The sequence below is a fragment of the Microcosmobacter mediterraneus genome (assembly GCF_031846265.1).
Taxonomy (GTDB): Bacteria; Bacteroidota; Bacteroidia; order Flavobacteriales; family Flavobacteriaceae; genus Microcosmobacter; species Microcosmobacter mediterraneus.
This window is the reverse complement of sequence record NZ_JAVRIA010000012.1, coordinates 20,113-38,220: the sequence shown is the minus strand read 5'-3', so window position 1 is coordinate 38,220 and position 18,108 is coordinate 20,113. Positions and strand designations below refer to the sequence as shown.

At 33.1% G+C, this 18,108-nt stretch carries 12 protein-coding genes and 2 tRNA genes; 5 read left to right on the top strand and 9 right to left on the bottom strand.

Annotated elements, in window-relative coordinates; translation table 11 throughout:
• Positions 1 to 53: 53 nt before the first annotated feature.
• The 3 genes from RM697_RS13585 to mutS all read right to left on the bottom strand — a co-directional run bounded on the left by RM697_RS13585 (position 54) and on the right by mutS (position 2,961).
• Positions 54 to 138, bottom strand: a tRNA-Leu gene (locus tag RM697_RS13585).
• A gap of 52 nt (positions 139 to 190) precedes the next feature.
• Positions 191 to 262, bottom strand: a tRNA-Gly gene (locus RM697_RS13580).
• 86 nt (positions 263 to 348) lie between these two features.
• On the bottom strand, positions 349 to 2,961 hold the full coding sequence (gene mutS / locus RM697_RS13575) for a DNA mismatch repair protein MutS (protein ID WP_311428447.1): 2,613 nt from the start codon (positions 2,959 to 2,961) through the stop codon (positions 349 to 351).
• 127 nt (positions 2,962 to 3,088) lie between these two features.
• Here mutS and RM697_RS13570 point away from each other — a divergent pair, with 127 nt between their 5' ends.
• Positions 3,089 to 3,625 carry an RNA methyltransferase gene (locus RM697_RS13570; RefSeq protein ID WP_311428446.1) on the top strand — a complete coding sequence of 179 codons (537 nt, stop codon included), beginning with the start codon at positions 3,089 to 3,091 and terminating at the stop codon, positions 3,623 to 3,625.
• 52 nt (positions 3,626 to 3,677) lie between these two features.
• Here the strand turns inward: RM697_RS13570 and RM697_RS13565 are convergent, their stop codons facing one another.
• From RM697_RS13565 to RM697_RS13555, 3 genes are all read right to left on the bottom strand, one after another.
• Positions 3,678 to 4,778: a DUF4407 domain-containing protein gene (locus RM697_RS13565; protein WP_311428445.1), complete on the bottom strand. Its 1,101-nt coding sequence runs from the start codon at positions 4,776 to 4,778 to the stop codon at positions 3,678 to 3,680.
• 117 nt (positions 4,779 to 4,895) lie between these two features.
• Positions 4,896 to 7,835, bottom strand: a complete 2,940-nt coding sequence (locus RM697_RS13560) for a M56 family metallopeptidase (RefSeq protein ID WP_311428444.1) — start codon at positions 7,833 to 7,835, stop codon at positions 4,896 to 4,898.
• A complete protein-coding gene (locus RM697_RS13555; RefSeq protein ID WP_311428443.1) occupies positions 7,832 to 8,197 on the bottom strand; it encodes a BlaI/MecI/CopY family transcriptional regulator in 366 nt (121 codons plus the stop codon). Before RM697_RS13555 ends, RM697_RS13560 begins: the two co-directional genes overlap by 4 nt.
• A gap of 122 nt (positions 8,198 to 8,319) precedes the next feature.
• On the opposite strand from RM697_RS13555, the gene RM697_RS13550 reads away from it, so the two are divergent.
• Positions 8,320 to 9,696 carry a M28 family peptidase gene (locus RM697_RS13550; protein WP_311428442.1) on the top strand — a complete coding sequence of 459 codons (1,377 nt, stop codon included), beginning with the start codon at positions 8,320 to 8,322 and terminating at the stop codon, positions 9,694 to 9,696.
• Positions 9,697 to 9,705: 9 nt separating this feature from the next.
• On the opposite strand, the gene RM697_RS13545 is transcribed toward RM697_RS13550, so the two are convergent.
• From RM697_RS13545 to RM697_RS13535, 3 genes are all read right to left on the bottom strand, one after another.
• A complete protein-coding gene (locus tag RM697_RS13545; RefSeq protein ID WP_311428441.1) occupies positions 9,706 to 10,839 on the bottom strand; it encodes a serine hydrolase domain-containing protein in 1,134 nt (377 codons plus the stop codon).
• Between the two features lie 3 nt (positions 10,840 to 10,842).
• Entirely contained in the window at positions 10,843 to 15,225 is a 4,383-nt protein-coding gene (gene dnaE / locus RM697_RS13540) for a DNA polymerase III subunit alpha (RefSeq protein WP_311428440.1), read from the bottom strand.
• 132 nt (positions 15,226 to 15,357) lie between these two features.
• The gene (locus RM697_RS13535; RefSeq protein WP_311428439.1) at positions 15,358 to 16,053 is read right to left on the bottom strand and encodes a DUF6252 domain-containing protein; all 696 of its coding nucleotides are present in this window, start codon (positions 16,051 to 16,053) and stop codon (positions 15,358 to 15,360) included.
• 215 nt (positions 16,054 to 16,268) lie between these two features.
• Here RM697_RS13535 and RM697_RS13530 point away from each other — a divergent pair, with 215 nt between their 5' ends.
• From RM697_RS13530 to RM697_RS13520, 3 genes are read left to right on the top strand one after another with little or no spacing between them, the layout of a single operon-like run.
• On the top strand, positions 16,269 to 16,766 hold the full coding sequence (locus RM697_RS13530) for a 30S ribosomal protein S16 (RefSeq protein WP_311428438.1): 498 nt from the start codon (positions 16,269 to 16,271) through the stop codon (positions 16,764 to 16,766).
• A 57-nt stretch (positions 16,767 to 16,823) separates the two neighbouring features.
• Positions 16,824 to 17,348, top strand: a complete 525-nt coding sequence (gene rimM, locus RM697_RS13525) for a ribosome maturation factor RimM (RefSeq protein WP_311428437.1) — start codon at positions 16,824 to 16,826, stop codon at positions 17,346 to 17,348.
• 12 nt (positions 17,349 to 17,360) lie between these two features.
• The gene (locus RM697_RS13520) at positions 17,361 to 18,077 is read left to right on the top strand and encodes a tRNA1(Val) (adenine(37)-N6)-methyltransferase (protein WP_311428436.1); all 717 of its coding nucleotides are present in this window, start codon (positions 17,361 to 17,363) and stop codon (positions 18,075 to 18,077) included.
• Positions 18,078 to 18,108: the final 31 nt, after the last annotated feature.

The following is an 18,108-nucleotide window of genomic DNA, read 5'->3' as shown; positions in this document are numbered from 1 at the left end:
CTAATAATACTAAAACATAAAAAAGCCTTTACAAGATTCTTGTAAAGGCTTTGTACTGAAGGCGGGACTTGAACCCGCACGGCCATAATGGCCATTGGATTTTAAGTCCAACGTGTCTACCAATTCCACCACTTCAGCAGGCTTCGACATGCTCAGCACATCGCTTGGTATATTATTAAGAAAGTTTCAGAGCGAAAGACGGGATTTGAACCCGCGACCCTCACCTTGGCAAGGTGATGCTCTACCCCTGAGCTACTTTCGCAGTGTGTAAATGAACGTACAATCTTACGATTGCGGATGCAAATTTAAACTATTTCTTATAAAAGCAAAGTGTTTTAAAAAAATAATTTAGGCTTGTTTCTTTTTTAAAAGCATACGTTTTATTTCATTTAACTTCATTAATGCTTCTACAGGAGTTAAGGTATTAATATCTGTTAATAAAATTTCTTCTTTGATTTCTTCTAATAGTGGATCATCTAAGTTAAAGAAGCTCAATTGTAAATCGTCTTTAAAAGATTTAACTTTAGTAGTCAACTCTTCATTTGAATGAGACTTTTCTAGTTTCTTTAAAATTTTATTAGCTCTTCTGATAACTTGTTGTGGCATACCAGCCATTTTTGCTACATGGATACCGAAACTATGCTCACTTCCTCCTTCAACTAATTTTCTTAAAAAGAGTACATTATCTTTAAGCTCTTTTATTGAAACATTATAGTTTTTTATTCTTTTAAATGTTTCAGACATTTCATTTAACTCATGATAATGAGTTGCAAAAAGGGTTTTAGGTTTTGCAGGATGTTCATGTAAATATTCACTGATTGACCAGGCAATGGAAATACCATCATATGTGCTAGTTCCCCTTCCTATTTCATCTAACAGTACTAAACTTCTGTCTGATATATTATTTAGGATAGATGCGGTTTCATTCATTTCTACCATAAACGTAGATTCTCCCATAGAAATATTATCACTTGCACCAACACGAGTAAAGATTTTATCAATAAGTCCTATCTCAGTGTGTTCAGCAGGAACAAAACTTCCCATTTGAGCTAATAAAACAATCAGTGCTGTTTGCCTTAAAATTGCAGACTTACCAGACATATTAGGTCCAGTAATCATTATAAATTGTTGGGTTTCTCTATCTAGAAAAATATCGTTAGCAATATAAGCTTCACCAGCAGGTAACTGTTTTTCAATAACTGGATGACGTCCTTCTTTTATAATTAAAGTATGAGAATTATTAATATTAGGTTTAGAATAATGATTGTCTTTAGCCAACTGAGCAAAACCACTTAAACAATCAAGTTGGCCTATTAATAAAGCATTGTCTTGAACTGGTTTAATAAAACGATTCATGTTAAAAACAAGTTCAGAAAACAGTTGCTGTTCTATAGATAAAATACGCTCTTCAGCACCAAGAATTTTTGCTTCGTATTCTTTTAATTCTTCAGTTATATAACGTTCTGCATTAACTAAAGTTTGTTTTCTAATCCATTCTTCTGGGACTTTATCTCTATGTGTGTTTCTTACTTCAATGTAATAACCGAATACATTATTAGACGCTATTTTTAATGAAGGAATTCCTGTTATTTCACTTTCACGTTCTAACATTTTATCTAAATAAGCTTTGCCTGAAGAAGACAAACCTCTTAACTCATCTAGCTCTGAAGAAAATCCTTCAGCGATAGAATTTCCTTTTAAAATATTTACAGGTGCTTCTTCATTTAGAGTAAATTTTATCGTTTCTCTTAATTCATCACAGTTATGGATGTTCTGTCCAAGCTCTTGTAGTGCTCTATTTTTACTTTGATTTGCTAAGGCTTTGATTGGAACAATTGCTTCTAGAGAATTCTTTAACTGTATGACTTCACGAGGATTAACTTTTCGTGTAGCAACTTTAGAAATAAGACGTTCTATATCACCAATATTCTTTATGGAGTTTTGGAATTTTTGTAAAGTTGCCGCATCATTATATAAACAATCTACAACGTCGTGACGTCTTGCTATTTTATCTTTGTTTTTAAGGGGTAAAGCTAGCCAACGTTTTAATGTTCTTCCTCCCATTGGAGAAATAGTTTTATCAATTACATCTATAAGCATTACTGCATTTGAGTTTGTAGACTGATAAAGCTCTAAATTTCTTACTGTGAATTTATCCATCCATACATAATCATCTTCGGCAATTCTATTAATTGAAGTGATATGCTTTAAATTGTTATGTTGCGTTTCCCCTAAATAATGAAGTATGGATCCTGATGCAATAATACCTTCAAACAGGTCTGAAATTCCAAAACCCTTTAAGGTTTTAGTTTCAAAGTGTTTATTGAGTATTTCGTTGGCATAGTCGGTTTGAAACACCCAATCCTCTAAGTAAAAAGTGTGAAAACTAGCACCAAAGTATTCTAAAAATTGCTGACGTTTTTGTTTTGAAACTAAAACTTCACTTGGTCTAAAATTTTGAAGAAGCTTATCAATATACTCAGTGTTACCTTGAGAGGTTAAAAACTCACCAGTAGACACATCTAAAAAAGAGATACCAATATATTTTTTATCAAAATAAACTGAGCACAAAAAATTATTGGATTTAGCATGGAGTACTTCATCATTTAACGCAACACCTGGAGTGACTAATTCTGTAACACCACGTTTTACAATTTTCTTGGTTAGTTTTGGGTTTTCTAACTGATCACATATGGCAACACGTTCTCCAGCTTTAACCAATTTAGGTAAATATGTGTTTAACGAATGGTGAGGAAAACCAGCCAATTCCGTTTCGCTATCACTACCAGCGCCTCTTTTTGTAAGAATAATACCAAGGATTTTAGAAGCTTTTACAGCATCGCTCCCAAAGGTTTCGTAAAAATCACCAACCCTAAAAAGCAATAAAGCATCAGGATACTTAGCCTTAATGGCATTGTATTGCTTCATTAAAGGTGTCTCTTTTTTTACTTTTTTAGCCAAAGGATTGCTTATTTTTGTCTTTAATTCTCAGGATTGTAAGATTGCTAATTTACTTATAATTTGAAGTTTATTGAAACTGAAAATCTATAAGTTATCTACAGTTGTTAAAAACTAAAGGCCTCATTGAATGATGAAAAGGAAATTAAAGAATAGTGAACTTAATAGGTTAAATACTTCAGAGTTTAAAGATGCTAAAAAAACACCACTAATTATTGTTCTTGATAACATAAGGAGTCTTAATAATATAGGTTCTGTGTTTAGAAGTAGCGATGCTTTTTTAATTGAGAAGATTTATCTCTGTGGAATTACGGCTAAACCACCACATAAAGATATTCATAAAACAGCTTTAGGTAGCACAGACAGTGTTGATTGGGATTATGCTGAAAACCCTTTAGAGTTAGTAAAAAAACTCAAACAAAACCATATTGTTGTTTGCTCAATTGAGCAAACTGAAGGAGCAACTATGCTCAATGAGTTTTATCCAAAAGAAAATAAAACCTATGCCTTGGTCTTTGGTAATGAAGTTAAAGGCGTATCACAAGATGTGGTTAGTGAAAGCGATTATGTTATAGAAATTCCACAATTTGGCACCAAACATTCCTTAAATATCTCTGTGAGTTGTGGTGTTGTTATTTGGGATATGTTTTCCAAGTTAAAATCCTAAATAGACTTCTCATACTATTTCACATAATAAAATCACGAGAAATGACAACTTATTATAATACATTTTTTTGATGATTAATAAAGGCATCAGCCTGATGCTGCATGAGTTCTCTTGCTTTTTTGCGCTTGTAATTATATAAATCGTCTTCTTCTGCTATGTCATTATATACTCGGTTATTTATATCTCTATCTGTAGTTAATAGTATTTTTCGTTCATTAACTTTTTGTTCAACCCAAGTCTTTATGGCTGTTTCCGAATCTTCTAGTTTATAATCGTATTCGCCTTTTGGTGATAATAATTTTGCAAAAATAGGTGACGTTTCTATGGCTAAAAACAATAGAAAAATAAAAAAAGAAGGCAGCCAAGGTAGTTTGTCTAAAGCGTTAACTCTTGCCATTAAACCATCAAATCCATCTATAATAGGTTGCGTTGTAGCCACTTTATTAGCATAGTTTGAGTTTAGTTGTAAAATCTCTGCTTCAATGGTAGCAATTTTAGACTTATTTTCTGCTTTTAAGGCATTTAATTCAGCTAAAGCAGCATCATGCTTTTCGCGTTTTTCTTTATATACAGGACCTTTTCCTAATAGCTTTGTACCTGCTGTACCTTCTGCTTCAGAAATATAGGTATCATATAATGCATTGACTTCTGTTTCTTTTTGAATAACTTGATTTTGAAGTACTGCTATATCATTATTAAGACCCTCAACTTTTGGTGTATATTGCTCAGCAATTTGTGTCTGATTATTGAGCGTCATCGCATTTTTCTCTTCCAAAAGTACCTGATCAATTTCTTTCTGAAATATCTTAAGTTCTAATGGTTTTGATATAACAACTGCAATAATTACTGCCAAAATTATCCTAGGCAAGGCTTGAATAAACTCATCAATAACCGAGTTACGTTTTTTTATGGTGGAGACAATGAAACGGTCTAAATTAAAAATAAGTAAACCCCAAATTATTCCGAAAATTGCTGCAGTATAATAATTATCAAAGACTGTGTAAAGTGCATAAGAAGCTGCAATAGTTGCCATTATTGCAGTAAAAAAAACAGTTGCTCCGATACCTGCATATTTATTTTGCTCACCGTTAGAACAGCTTTCAAGAATAGCAGTATCAGCTCCAGAGCAAACAATGAAAAATTGTTTAAGCATGATGTGTAGTTTTTTGATTGATTACTTCGACTGCGCTCAGCACAGGTTCTTATTAGAACGCAGAAATAGTAGATTTGTTACAAAAAAACCTCGAAAATCGAGGCTTTAGTATTTTTATTAATCTATTAGCTCAATAATTATGGGCTTAATATTGGACTTCTTACCATCCTTAATATCAAATAAGGTTATATAACTATTTTTAGGCGCTTTAATAATTAGTTTCTGTGTAGCAGCATTAACTGTATTTCCGATAATTTGTTGAGTTCTTACTCCTGGGATTTTTAGTTTAAACCTGGTGACTTCTCCTTTTTCTAAAGTTAAGATAGCTTTCATCAACTCTTTTCTAATCATTGAGAATTCATTAGTTTTTGAAAATTTCCCATTAACCATAACTTCTTTACTGTTTGTAATTTGAGCAATGGAAGTAGATTTTTCTGGTTTGTTATCCTTAAATTCAATCTCTACTTGGTTATTATCATAAACTTTTTTAACATATTGATTAGGAATAACGTCTGAGGCGTTAACTTGTTTATTGCCATTAACTTTATTTCCGTCTTTATCTACTTCAACTCCATATTTATTGAAGTAACGCGTTGTGTTTCTATTAGTCACATAATAATGTTTTGCACCATCAATATTAATAAAACCTGTTGTGCTTCCATTTTTTCTTGATGCCTTATTTTTTTCTGGTGCTGGAGGTGGAGGAGGAATGTCTTTTAGACCATCTAATAATGTATAAATATTATCCATGTTTTTTGTAGAGGAAGACTTGTCTGAGCGTATCATGATATCTTTATTATTCCTAATTAATTCTAATACTCTATCTGATGAAATTTTACGGCCCTTATAATAGAAAACAGCATCATTTTTAATGAGCTTTTTTGCATGATCTTCAAATGATGTCTCACTGTAAGATGCACTTTGAGAAAAGGATTGCGTTGTGTTCTCTTTAACAGGAGGAGGTGGTGGTGGAGGCGGAATGTTAGGATATGACTCTGCATTTGCCTTTTGAGATTTAGACATTTTACCATAAATATATTCCATACGATCAATCTCTTTTTTATAGAATGTAGTCTTCTTGCCGTTAAGCGCAGCATTATATTTTTTTGCAAGTTTATTATACTCGTCAATTTCTGCTTTTGAAGCGCCCTTTTGAAATTGAGAGTTACTATCGATTTCAATAGCAAATGGTGTATTGCCTTTTTCTCTGTTTATCTCTTGGTTAGGCATTACTAGTCTATAAAAGCCATAATCTTGCAAAGCATTAAATATAAACCAAGCCTCCTTATCAGAAATCTCTTTTGGTGCATCTACATGAATATTTAATATTTTATTTCGTGTTGCTGGAGTAATATCTTGATGTAATTGATTAAACGTATTGAGGAATGTTTTCTTAGTTGCTTTAATGCCATCTATTAGATAAGCATTGCCATTTAGAACTTTCACTTCTACACTCCTTGCATAATATTTGTTCTCGGTTTTAAACACATTATTTTTTATGTTTGAAGTTTTATAAGTTGCTGGCAAAGGTGGTGTAAGCTTTAAACCAAGCAGTGTTCTTCTTTCCTCTGAAATAGAGTTATACGTTTTATCTGCTAAACTTTTAAGAATTTGTAATTCTGAGTTGTCCGAGCGGTCGCCTTTTAACCATGTGCTTAACGCATCAGTATAGTTTTTGGCTAAACGGTTATATTCTTTACCATCACGATTTTTAAAGTTAGCGTCATAATATTTTTGTGTATACATATTAACCTGAAAAGGCTGTGGAAAGCGTTCACTTCTTGCATTTTTATACACCTTACTCTGAAAATAATGCACAAAATCTGATGCGGAATGACCATTGAGTATGGCATTGTCTAGAACTTTGCCGTCAATCCATAAGGCGTATTTTGAGTTGTCTTTCCAATTTTCAAGGAGTTGATTTGTTGGTTTAGATGCACGTTCTTTCGTGGCATTCTCTATCATTATATTTTTAAGGCTAGGTAGCTCAGGATATTTTTCTACAGATGCTTTCTGTGCTTCTGTCATAATCTCATATATGGCAATAGCTCTATCGTAACTGTCGTTTTTAACATGTCTGGTTTTCTTGAAATTTTCAATAAAGGCCTTATACTCTTGCATCATAGCTTCTGTAGCACCTTTATTTGTTCCTTGTTGAGGCATAACAAGTGCAGCATTCTCATTTCCAATAGGTACAATAACAGTTTCTTTTTCACTGAAACCATAAATGAGCAAACCTATTATTGGGACTAAAAGTGCATATTTAGTCCACGCTTGTGTTTTAGAGGTTTGTGTTTTCATAAGTGTAAATCGTTTTTTGATGGATGAATAATTGATGGTATTAACTAGAGGGTTCTGAGGTTGATTGGAGAAACGCAATAGTATTTCTTGATATAAAGGTACATCTGTACCTTCATTAACAACAGCTTGGTCCGCAAGGTATTCATGATTTTGTTTAATGTCTCGCTTTAGCCAAAACAGCAAGGGATTAAACCAGAAAACAATCTGAATAATTTCAATAAATAAAATATCTAAAGTGTGCTTTTGCTTGGCATGTGCTTGTTCATGCAGTATAACTTCTTTGGGTATTTCCTTACTTTCAAATGCAGCTCTATCAAAAAATATAAAATTCAAAAACGTAAATGGTACTTTAAGTTTTTGTAGTAGAACATTGGTAAAGCCTTCTATCTTTAACTTAGGATTGTTTTTAATATCAGCTCTAAGCTTATAGAGATTGATTAAAAACTTACAGGTAAACAGTAGCACTCCAAGACTATAAATACTCCATAATACTATAGGCAACAAAGGTTGAGCGACCTCTTCTAATGCAAAATCTTGCACGCCCAATGGTTGAGGCGTAGTGTATAAAAAGGAATCTACAACCAATTGCTCAACATCTGTTGTAAATGTTAAGCTAGGTATTATTAGGGCTACTATAACAATAGCAAGTAAATAAAATCGCTTAAAATGATGCAGTGATTCTTTTTCTAAAAGAAGTTTATAAATACCATGCAGTATTGTTAAACAAGCGCTAAATTTTAATATAAATACTATCATTTTTTTTCAATTTCTTTATCTATTAAGGCTCTCAATTCTTCTAACTGCGTTTTGGTAAGATTTGTTTCTTGTGTAAAAAAGGAAGCAAACTGGGAAGCGCTGTCGTTAAAAAAATTGGAAATTAAGGTATTAACATGCTTAGAGAAATAGGCTTTCTTTTTAATTAACGGATAATACTCTCTAGATTTACCATAGGTTTTGTAGGTAATATAACCCTTGTCAGCCATACGTTTTAACAATGTAGCAACGGTTGTTGTTGCAGGTTTTGGATCAGGATAAGCGTCTAATAAATCTTTCATAAACGCTGTATTAAGCTGCCATAAATATTGCATTAACTGTTCCTCAGATTTTGATAATTGCATATTCTATATGTTTAGAATTAACTCTACAAATGTAGAAATAAAATCTAATTCTACAAGTGTAGAGGATAAAAAATTATTTAAAAAACGTATCTTTGCTTTCAATTGCTAGAAATCCCCTTATTATGAACAAGCTGATATATAGTGTATTAGGCTGTTTTATTTTTACTGCATTGAGCTATGGACAGACCGTTCAAAACTTAATGGATCTGTTAACACAAAACAACCTACAAACAACTTTAAATGAGTTTTCTGGAGAAGTTGTAACCACTGTAAACGGATCACCAACAGTAATTTTAAATAGAGAAGAGAATAATAATGATGTTGCTGCTGATTATTTAGTTGAGCAATTTCAGTCCATGTCTAACCTTACTATTACAGACCAAGCATTTAATACTAATGGAAGAAATATTATTGCAACACAATTAGGAAAAGCTGCTAATCCAGAAATCTATATTATATGTGCACATTACGATACTGTTGCTAATTTTTGTGCAGATGATAATGCCACAGGAACTACTGCTGTTTTAGAAATAGCTAAGATCTTATCAACGCAATGCTTTGATAACACCATTATTTATGCACTTTGGGATGAAGAAGAAATAGGTTTGTTAGGCTCAGATTTTTATGCTGATGCTGCCAATGCCAATGGTGATAATATTGCTGCAGTTTTAAATATGGATATGATGGGTTACGATGGTGATGCTCCAGGAACTCCAGGAGATAACCAATTTGATATTGATTTTAGACAAGAATTTGCGCCTTCTGTAACCATGAAGAACGATATTATTTCAGTATTTAACACTTACAGCTTTGATTTAGAGGTTGTAGAAGTTCCAAACGGTACCTTTGCAAGTGATCATGCACCTTTTTGGTTTAACGGTTTTGCTGCTGTGTTAGTTGGTGAGTCCTGGGAAACTAATGATCAAACTCCTTTTTATCATCAAGCCACAGATAGAGCGGCTACCTTAGATTTGCCGTATTTTACAGAAATTGCTAAGTTGGTTTTAGCTTACACAGCTACAATGGCAGATTTAGTAAGTGTTGACAATACAGTAACTGTAAATACAACAACACTAACATCTAATCAAAGCTCAGCGAGTTATCAATGGTATAATTGTGATACTGATACTGCTATTCCTGGTGCAACTAATCAATCGTACAATCCAGTATCTAACGGAAGTTATCAAGTAGAAGTCAGCTCAGGAAACTGTACAGAACGTAGTGCTTGTATTGTATTTGACACCCTTTCTACAGAAGATTTTGAAAGTCGAAGCTTCTCTATTTTCCCGAACCCTGTTGTAGATGTATTAAACATTGAATCTAATATAAATTCAGAACTAAGCTTTAAAATTTATGATGTTTCTGGTAAAGTTGTGATGCAATTTTATTCTGAAAACAAACTTACTAAAGTTGATATTTCTGAATTGGCAAATGGTGTTTATTTTCTTAATGTTACAACACCAGATAAAACAGAATCTTTTAGGTTTGTAAAAGAGTAAACCTTTATGTTATTTTAAGATTTTAATAAACGCTTTATTGATATCTGAGCGTAATATTCTTTTATCTCGTTCCAACACAAAAACAGAAATAGATGTATCTAACTCTGGGAAATAGTTGACTGCTGTTCCCCAAAACCCTCCGTGTCCATAACCCTTAAAACCTCCAACATTAATTGAAGATAATCCTAAATAATAATCACCTTCCATAGGTTCTTTAGGAGCAGCTTTTGTGTAAATTAAATCTATGGTATTAGGCTGATCAAAAATATTTTGATTAAATAAATTTTGAGAGAATAAAGCTAAATCTTTTGATGTCGATGCAATTCCGCCACCACCATATAAATCAAATGAATGATCTACCTTATAGCTATCTAGTCCTTCAGAAGTCCAATATTGATGTGCTAAAGGCAAACAGTGTTTTGGATAATCTTCTAATGTAGAAAACCAAGTGTTGGTTAATCCAAGTTCGCTATATTTTAATAATTCTCTTACAGATGTATAAAATGGTTTATCTGTTAACCCTTCAATAACCTCAGAAAGTAAAAGGTAATTAACATCTGCATAAGAAAACACATCTCCAGGATTTCCTAAAGGACTACCTAAAGTCATTGCCAACCTAATTTGTTCATCTCTAGAATATCTATGCGAAGGATTGTCTTTTACCATTGTTATGTAGTCATCTGTTGTAGCATAATCAGAAATTCCACTAGTATGATTTAACAGATGTAATATTGAAATATCTGAAGTATTGTAGTTGTTAGATTTAAGTAAAACATTTGTGTCTTTAAAAATCAAGGAGTCGATAGATTGATTTAATTTTAGTTGAGACATCTCTACTAACCTAAGTATTGCCACACTTATAAAGGTTTTAGTATTACTTGCTATTAAAACGGGTTGCTCTGACACCAAGGACGATTTATTTTTATCTGAATATCCTGCAGCACCATTCCAAGAAAGATTGTGCGCTTTAGATTCTACATGTGTTAAAATTCCTATGGCATTTGTATTCTTAAAATAAATAGAATCTAAAACACTTTGAAGCTTTTGTTCAATTGAAACCTCAGAAATTTTATGCTCTTTGGTTTCAGTTTTGCAGCTCCAAAATAAGAGTAAAGTTATCAGAATACTTAAGGTCTTTTGCATAGTTTAATTCAGTTTATACTTCACATTACTTTCATCTAATTCATATAGTAATTCTTGAGAAATCTTAACCTTCCCTTTCCTACTAGTCATCTGTAGTTTTATTTGTTCTTCATTATCATAAACAATAAAATTAAGCGCACTATTACCTTGATGCAGCTGTACTAAATCTTGAATACGATGAATGGTATTTTCTTTTATATCATTAATATCTAACTGAATAGATAGTTTTTTAGCATAGGTTTCCATAACATCATGTAATAATTGAAAATTATTAAACTGTATTCTAGGATCACCTTTTTTACCTGTATCTCTATTAACCCAACCTTCTTTTACGTAGACTCTAACATATACAAATGAATTTTGAACTAAGAAATGCCTAAACTTTAAATAATCTTCGCCAAAGATTCTAAACTCAAAATTATCTGTATAGTCTTCAACAGTAAATGAAGCCCAACCTTTTCCTTGTTTACTAATTCTATGTTGTATATCTGTAACAACACCTCCAAAAGTGAGTTCTCTATTAACAAAAGATTCTAAATCGTTTAGCAATGCCAAATTAGCATTGCAAAATGTTTTCATTTCTATTCTAAAATCATCAAGCGGGTGACCAGAAATATAAATCCCTACGACTTCTTTCTCACGAGCTAATTTTTCCATAGTTCCCCATTCTTCGCAAGGAGGTACTTGAGGTTCAGCAATCTGCACCTCGCTAGCAGCACCAAACAAACTCACTTGAGCAGAATTTTCATTTTCTTGGTGCTTGGCACCATAACGCATTGTTTTTTCTAAAAAAGTAATACCATCACCTTCTTGAGCGAAATATTGCGCTCTATGATTTTTAAAGCAATCAAATCCTCCAGCATAAGCTAAGCCTTCAAAAGATTTTTTATTGGCTGCTCTGAGATCAATTCGTTTTGCTAAATCAAAAATAGAACCATAATTTCCATCTTTTTTTCTATTTTCAACGATAGTTTTAACTGCACCATGACCAACGCCTTTTATAGCTCCCATTCCAAAACGTACCGCATTATCTTTGTTTACTGAGAACTTATAGTAGCTCTCATTAACATCTGGACCAAGCACATTCAATTTCATTCGTTTGCACTCTTCCATAAAGAACGTTACAGACTTAATGTCACTCATGTTATTAGAAAGCACAGCAGCCATATACTCTGCAGGATAATGTGCTTTTAAATATGCCGTTTGATAAGCAATCCAAGCATAACACGTAGAATGTGATTTGTTAAAGGCATAACTAGCAAAGGCTTCCCAATCTTTCCATATCTTTTCTAGTTTTTCCTTATCCATACCTTTAGCAGCAGCTTGCTCAATGAATTTAGGTTTCATTTTATCTAATACTGCTTTCTGCTTTTTACCCATAGCTTTTCTCAAAACATCAGCTTCACCTTTTGTGAAATCAGCTAATTTTTGAGATAACAACATTACCTGCTCTTGGTACACTGTAATACCATAAGTTTCTTTAAGGTACTCTTCCATTTCTGGCAAGTCGTAATTGATGTCTTCTTCACCATGTTTTCGTTTAATAAAACTTGGAATATATTCCATTGGGCCAGGACGATATAAAGCATTCATCGCAATAAGATCATCAAATACAGTAGGTTTTAAATCTTTCATATGCTTCTGCATACCAGGAGATTCATACTGAAAAATACCTACCGTTTCTCCACGTTGGAAAAGCTCATAAGTCTTTTCATCATCTAAAGGAAAACTTTCAGGATCTAAAGCAATACCATGTTTAGCTTTTACAATTTTCACAGTATCTTTTATAAGCGTCAGCGTTTTTAAACCTAAGAAGTCCATTTTTAGTAAACCAGCACTTTCAACCACAGAGTTGTCAAACTGAGTTACATATAAGTCTGAATCTTTTGCAGTAGCTACAGGTACAAAATTTGTAATATCATCTGGTGTGATAATAACACCACAAGCATGGATTCCTGTATTACGAACTGAGCCTTCCAAGATTCTGGCTTGGTTTACCGTTTCTGCTTCCAAATCATCACCATCTGAAATATTAAGGAGTTGATTTACTTTTTCTAAATCTTCGGAACGAAATTTCTTTGCTAGTTCTTTTTCATCAATACCAAAAATCTTACCTAATTTAGACATTGTAGGAATCAGCTTAGCGATACGGTCTGCATCACCAAGTGGTAAATCGAGAACTCTAGCAGTATCTCTAATAGAGGATTTAGCTGCCATGGTTCCGTAGGTTATAATCTGAGCAACTTGATTAGCTCCATACTTATTTATAACGTATTCCATAACACGACCTCGACCTTCGTCATCAAAATCGATGTCAATATCAGGCATGCTTATACGATCTGGATTTAAAAACCGCTCAAAAAGTAAATCGTATTTAATAGGATCTATATTGGTAATCCAAAGGCAATAGGCAACTACAGAGCCAGCGGCTGATCCTCGACCTGGACCAACTGAAACATCCATATTGCGCGCTTCTCTAATAAAATCTTCTACAATTAAAAAATAACCTGGATAACCAGTATTTTCAATAACACTAAGCTCAAAATCTAAACGTTCTTTTATTTCTGTTGAAATGTCACCATATCTTTTTTTAGCGCCTTCGAAAGCCAAATGCTTTAGATAAGCATTCTCACCGCGTTTTCCTCCATCGAGACTATCTTCATTGTCTTTAAACTCATCAGGAATATCAAAAGCTGGTAACAATACATCTCTAGCTAACTCAAATGGTTCTATTTTATCAACAACGTCTTGAATATTAATGATAGCTTCTGGTATATCTCTAAACAAAGCCTTCATCTCTTCAGAAGACTTAAAATAGTATTCCTGATTAGGTAATCCATATCGATAACCACGACCTCTGCCTATTGGCGTAGCTTGTTTTTCACCATCTTTAACACACAATAAGATATCATGAGCATTAGCATTTTCTTGTTCAACATAATAGGTGTTGTTGGTGGCAATAAGTTTAATATTATGTTTTTTTGAAAACTCAATAAGAACTGGATTAACACGATTTTCATCTTCTTGATTATGACGCATTAATTCTATATATAAGTCATCTCCAAAGGTGTCTTTCCACCAAATTAAAGCGTCTTCAGCTTGCTTTTCACCAACATTTAATACTTTACTTGGCACTTCACCATATAGGTTTCCTGTGAGTGCAATAATATCGTCTTTGTAGTGTTCAATTAAAGCTTTGTCGATTCTTGGAACATAATAAAACCCTTCGGTGAATGCTGCTGATGACAACTTTGCTAAGTTGTGGTAACCTTTCTTATTCTTTGCTAATAATACTATCTGATAACCATTATCTTTCCTTGTTTTATCTCTGTGATCTTCACATACAAAAAACTCACAACCTAGTATTGGTTTTATAGGTTTTTGGTTAAACTCTTCACCAAGCTCTTGTGCTTCTTTTTCTTTTGTTTTGAGATCTTTATTATAATTTGAAACAGCTTTAACAAAATGAAATGCTCCCATCATATTACCATGATCTGTCAATGCTACAGCAGGCATATTTTCTTTCGCTGAAGCAGATACTAAATCTTTAATGCTTATGGTCGATTGCAAAATTGAAAACTGAGAATGATTGTGTAAATGCACAAATTCTGCAGAGGTAAGTTGTGAGGCAATCTCTTTTGTGACCTCAGTTGATGAGGTACTTGTTTGTTCTTTTTGGAGACGATCATTAATTTTTGCGCTTTCGCTTTTTAGATTAATATGCTTTAATCCTATGAGTTGAATTGCAGATGGGTTTTCTTCTGAAAATGCATCAAAGTAATCAGGTTGAACATCGAGTTGTTCTTTAGTGTATTCTCTACGTCTGATTAATTCTAAAAAACAGCGCGTTGTAGCTTCAACATCAGCGGTGGCATTATGTGCTTCAGCAAAAGGTGTGCTAAACAGAAATTGATGTAATTCTGTTAGTGTTGGTAATTTAAACTTTCCGCCTCGTCCTCCAGGAAGTTGACAAAGTGCTGCTGTATGTTCTGTACAAGTGTCTAAAACAGGGTGTTGTTGTAAGGAGTTTTCAATAGCTGCTCTATGGAATTCGCAGCCCATAATATTTACATCGAAACCTACGTTTTGCCCGACAATAAATTTAGTTTTACGGAGTACTTCATTAAACTTTTCTAAAACTTCATTGAGCTGAATACCTTGCTCTTCTGCTAATTCTGTAGAGATACCATGAATTTTTTCAGCATCATAAGGAATATTAAACCCTTCAGGTTTAATTAAAAAGTCTTGATGCTCCAAACAATTTCCCATAGCATCATGCAGTTGCCAAGCAATCTGTATGGCTCTTGGCCAATTATCTGTATCTGTATAAGGTGCATCCCAGCGTTTTGGTAATCCTGTAGTTTCAGTATCAAATATTAAGTACATAAAGTTCTTTTGCAGTAAAAAATCCGAACTTTAAAAATAAGAAATAATGCTAGTTAACACATTAAAAGTTATAAACACTTGTAAACAAAAAAGCACTTCATAATGAGATACTTTATGTGATTTTTTTATCATCTAAACACACAAATCCAAGGCGTCAAAAATGGCTTGTAACGCACCACTAGTATCTCCACATGCATCTATAGCATCTTGAAGAGCATTTTTATATGCAGAACAAGCATCAGGATATTCTGGCGCATCAGTTGCTGTACTATTAAACGTCTGTTGAGCAGTGTTTAAAGCTTGTGTTGCTTGTAAACATGCATTTTGATTTCCAATCGCTTCTATGCCTCCTATTAATGGTACTCTATGTAAAAAGCCTTCATTAAAATTAATAGATCTTAAGCCATCTTGGCTGTAAGCTGTAAACCAGAACTTACCATTAATGCGAAATGGCTCCGAACTTGTATCAACAAATTCTACCTCAATTTGTCCATCGGATGGGTAAAGAGATAAACTTGAATCTGGCTCATTAGCAGTAGAGTAAATGACACCTTGAGCATCTCTATAAATTGCAACACTAGTTGTATTTGGACCTAAATCAAAAGGCACAGGACTAGCTGTATCGGTAGGTGTAATTAACTGAAGGGTTTCAATACCATTACCACCTTCAAAAATAAAGCCTCCAAAATCTATATCAGCTGCATAGAATGTTGCTCTCCATAACTCTCCATCTCTATTTCCTTGAATAGCTGGTGTATTAAATTCAACATCATCACCACAGCCAAAACATGTGGTAAATATTATAAGAAGTGTTAGTAATTTTTTCATTATCATATTGGTTTAAACCAAAATTATTGAACTCTGAGGCTAAAGTTTCAAATCTACACAATAATTTCAATATATAGAAACGATTAAAAGTAGCATAAATTATATTTGCGCCTTTTTCGATAAAGTATTGGTTTTTCAGTTGTAAAACATAAAAAAAGTATTAAATTTGCCGACTCATTAATAATCGAGGTCGTGTACCTCACAAATTAATTTAAATGTCAGTAAAAATTAGATTACAGAGACACGGTAAAAAAGGAAAGCCTTTTTACTGGATTGTAGCAGCAGATGCTCGCTCTAAAAGAGATGGTAAATACTTAGATAAGTTAGGTGTTTACAATCCAAACACAAACCCTGCAACTATTGAATTAGATATCAATGGTGCGGTACAATGGCTTCAGAATGGAGCTCAACCAACAGATACAGCGAGAGCTATTTTGTCTTACAAAGGTGCTATGTTAAAAAATCATTTAGCAGGTGGCGTAAGAAAAGGGGCTTTAACTGAAGAAGAAGCAGAACAAAAATTTAATGCTTGGGTTGAAGAAAAGGCCAGTAAAGTACAAGCAAAAGAAGATGGATTAGCAAAAGCTGATGCTGAAGCAAAAGCAAAAGCTTTTGAAGCTGAAAAAGCTGTTAATGAAGCAAGAGTTGCTGCTGCTGAACCAGAAGTTGAAGAAGCTGCAGAAGAAACTACTGCATCTAACGAAGAAGAGTAAAAATTAATTTTTTATACTTTTAAACCCTGACAATAATTGTCAGGGTTTTTTATTTTTATGAAAAAAGACGATTGTTTTTATCTTGGTAAGATTGTAAGAAAGTATAGCTTTAAAGGTGAAGTATTAGCGAAACTAGATACTGATGAGCCTGAAATTTACGAAAACTTAGATGCTATATTTTTAGATTTAAAAGGTAATCTCGTTCCTTTTTTTATTGAACAATCGCAACTTCATAAATCTGATTTATTACGTCTAAAATTTGAGGATGTTTCTACAGAGACTGATGCTGATGCAATATTAAAATCAGATTTATATTTACCACTTGGGTTATTACCAAAATTAGAAGGGAACAAGTTTTACTTTCATGAAGTGATTGGGTTTACTGTTGAAGATAGAAACTTCGGAACTGTAGGAATTATAAAAGGCATTAACGACAGCAGTGCTCAAGCTCTATTTGAAATTGATAGTGAAGGCAAAGAAATACTCATTCCAATGAATGATGAGTTTATAAAATCTCTTGATAGAGATAACAAAACAATTCATCTGGAAACTCCTGAAGGTCTAATTGATCTATATTTATAGGAATGATAAAACATGAGTAATAAACCATTTAAATTCAAACAGTTTGCTGTAAATCAAGATAGATGTGCTATGAAAATAGGCACAGATTCTGTTTTACTTGGTGCTTGGACTTCGGTTAATCACAATCCATTTTCTATTTTGGATATTGGTGCAGGAACTGGTGTACTGTCTTTAATGCTTGCACAACGCAGTAATGCACAACAAATAGAAGCTATAGAAATAGATGCAGATGCTTACGAACAGTGCTCAGAGAATTTTGAGAATTCACAGTGGAATGATCGTTTATTTTGCTACCATGCTTCATTGTTGGAGTTTACTGAAGATGTAGAAGATAAATTCGATCTTATTATTTGTAACCCTCCATTTTACTCAGAAGATTATAAGACTAATAATAATTCAAGAGATTTGGCACGATTTAATGATGCCATGCCGTTTGAACATTTAATTTATGGTGTGAGTCAACTATTAAATCCATCAGGGATTTTCTCTGTTATTATTCCGCATAAAGAAGAGTTAACATTTATTGAATTAGCAGCAAAAGGTGGTTTATTTCCAAAGCGCTTACTTCATTTAAAAGGAAACCCAAATGCTGAAATCAAAAGAAGTCTCTTAGAGTTTTCATTTCAAAAAGGCAAGGTAAAATCATCAGAGTTAATCATTGAAACTACTCGTCATCAATATACCAAAGACTATATTTTACTTACTAAAGATTTCTACTTGAAAATGTAACTTAAGGATTGTCTACTGCAATCGTTTTCGT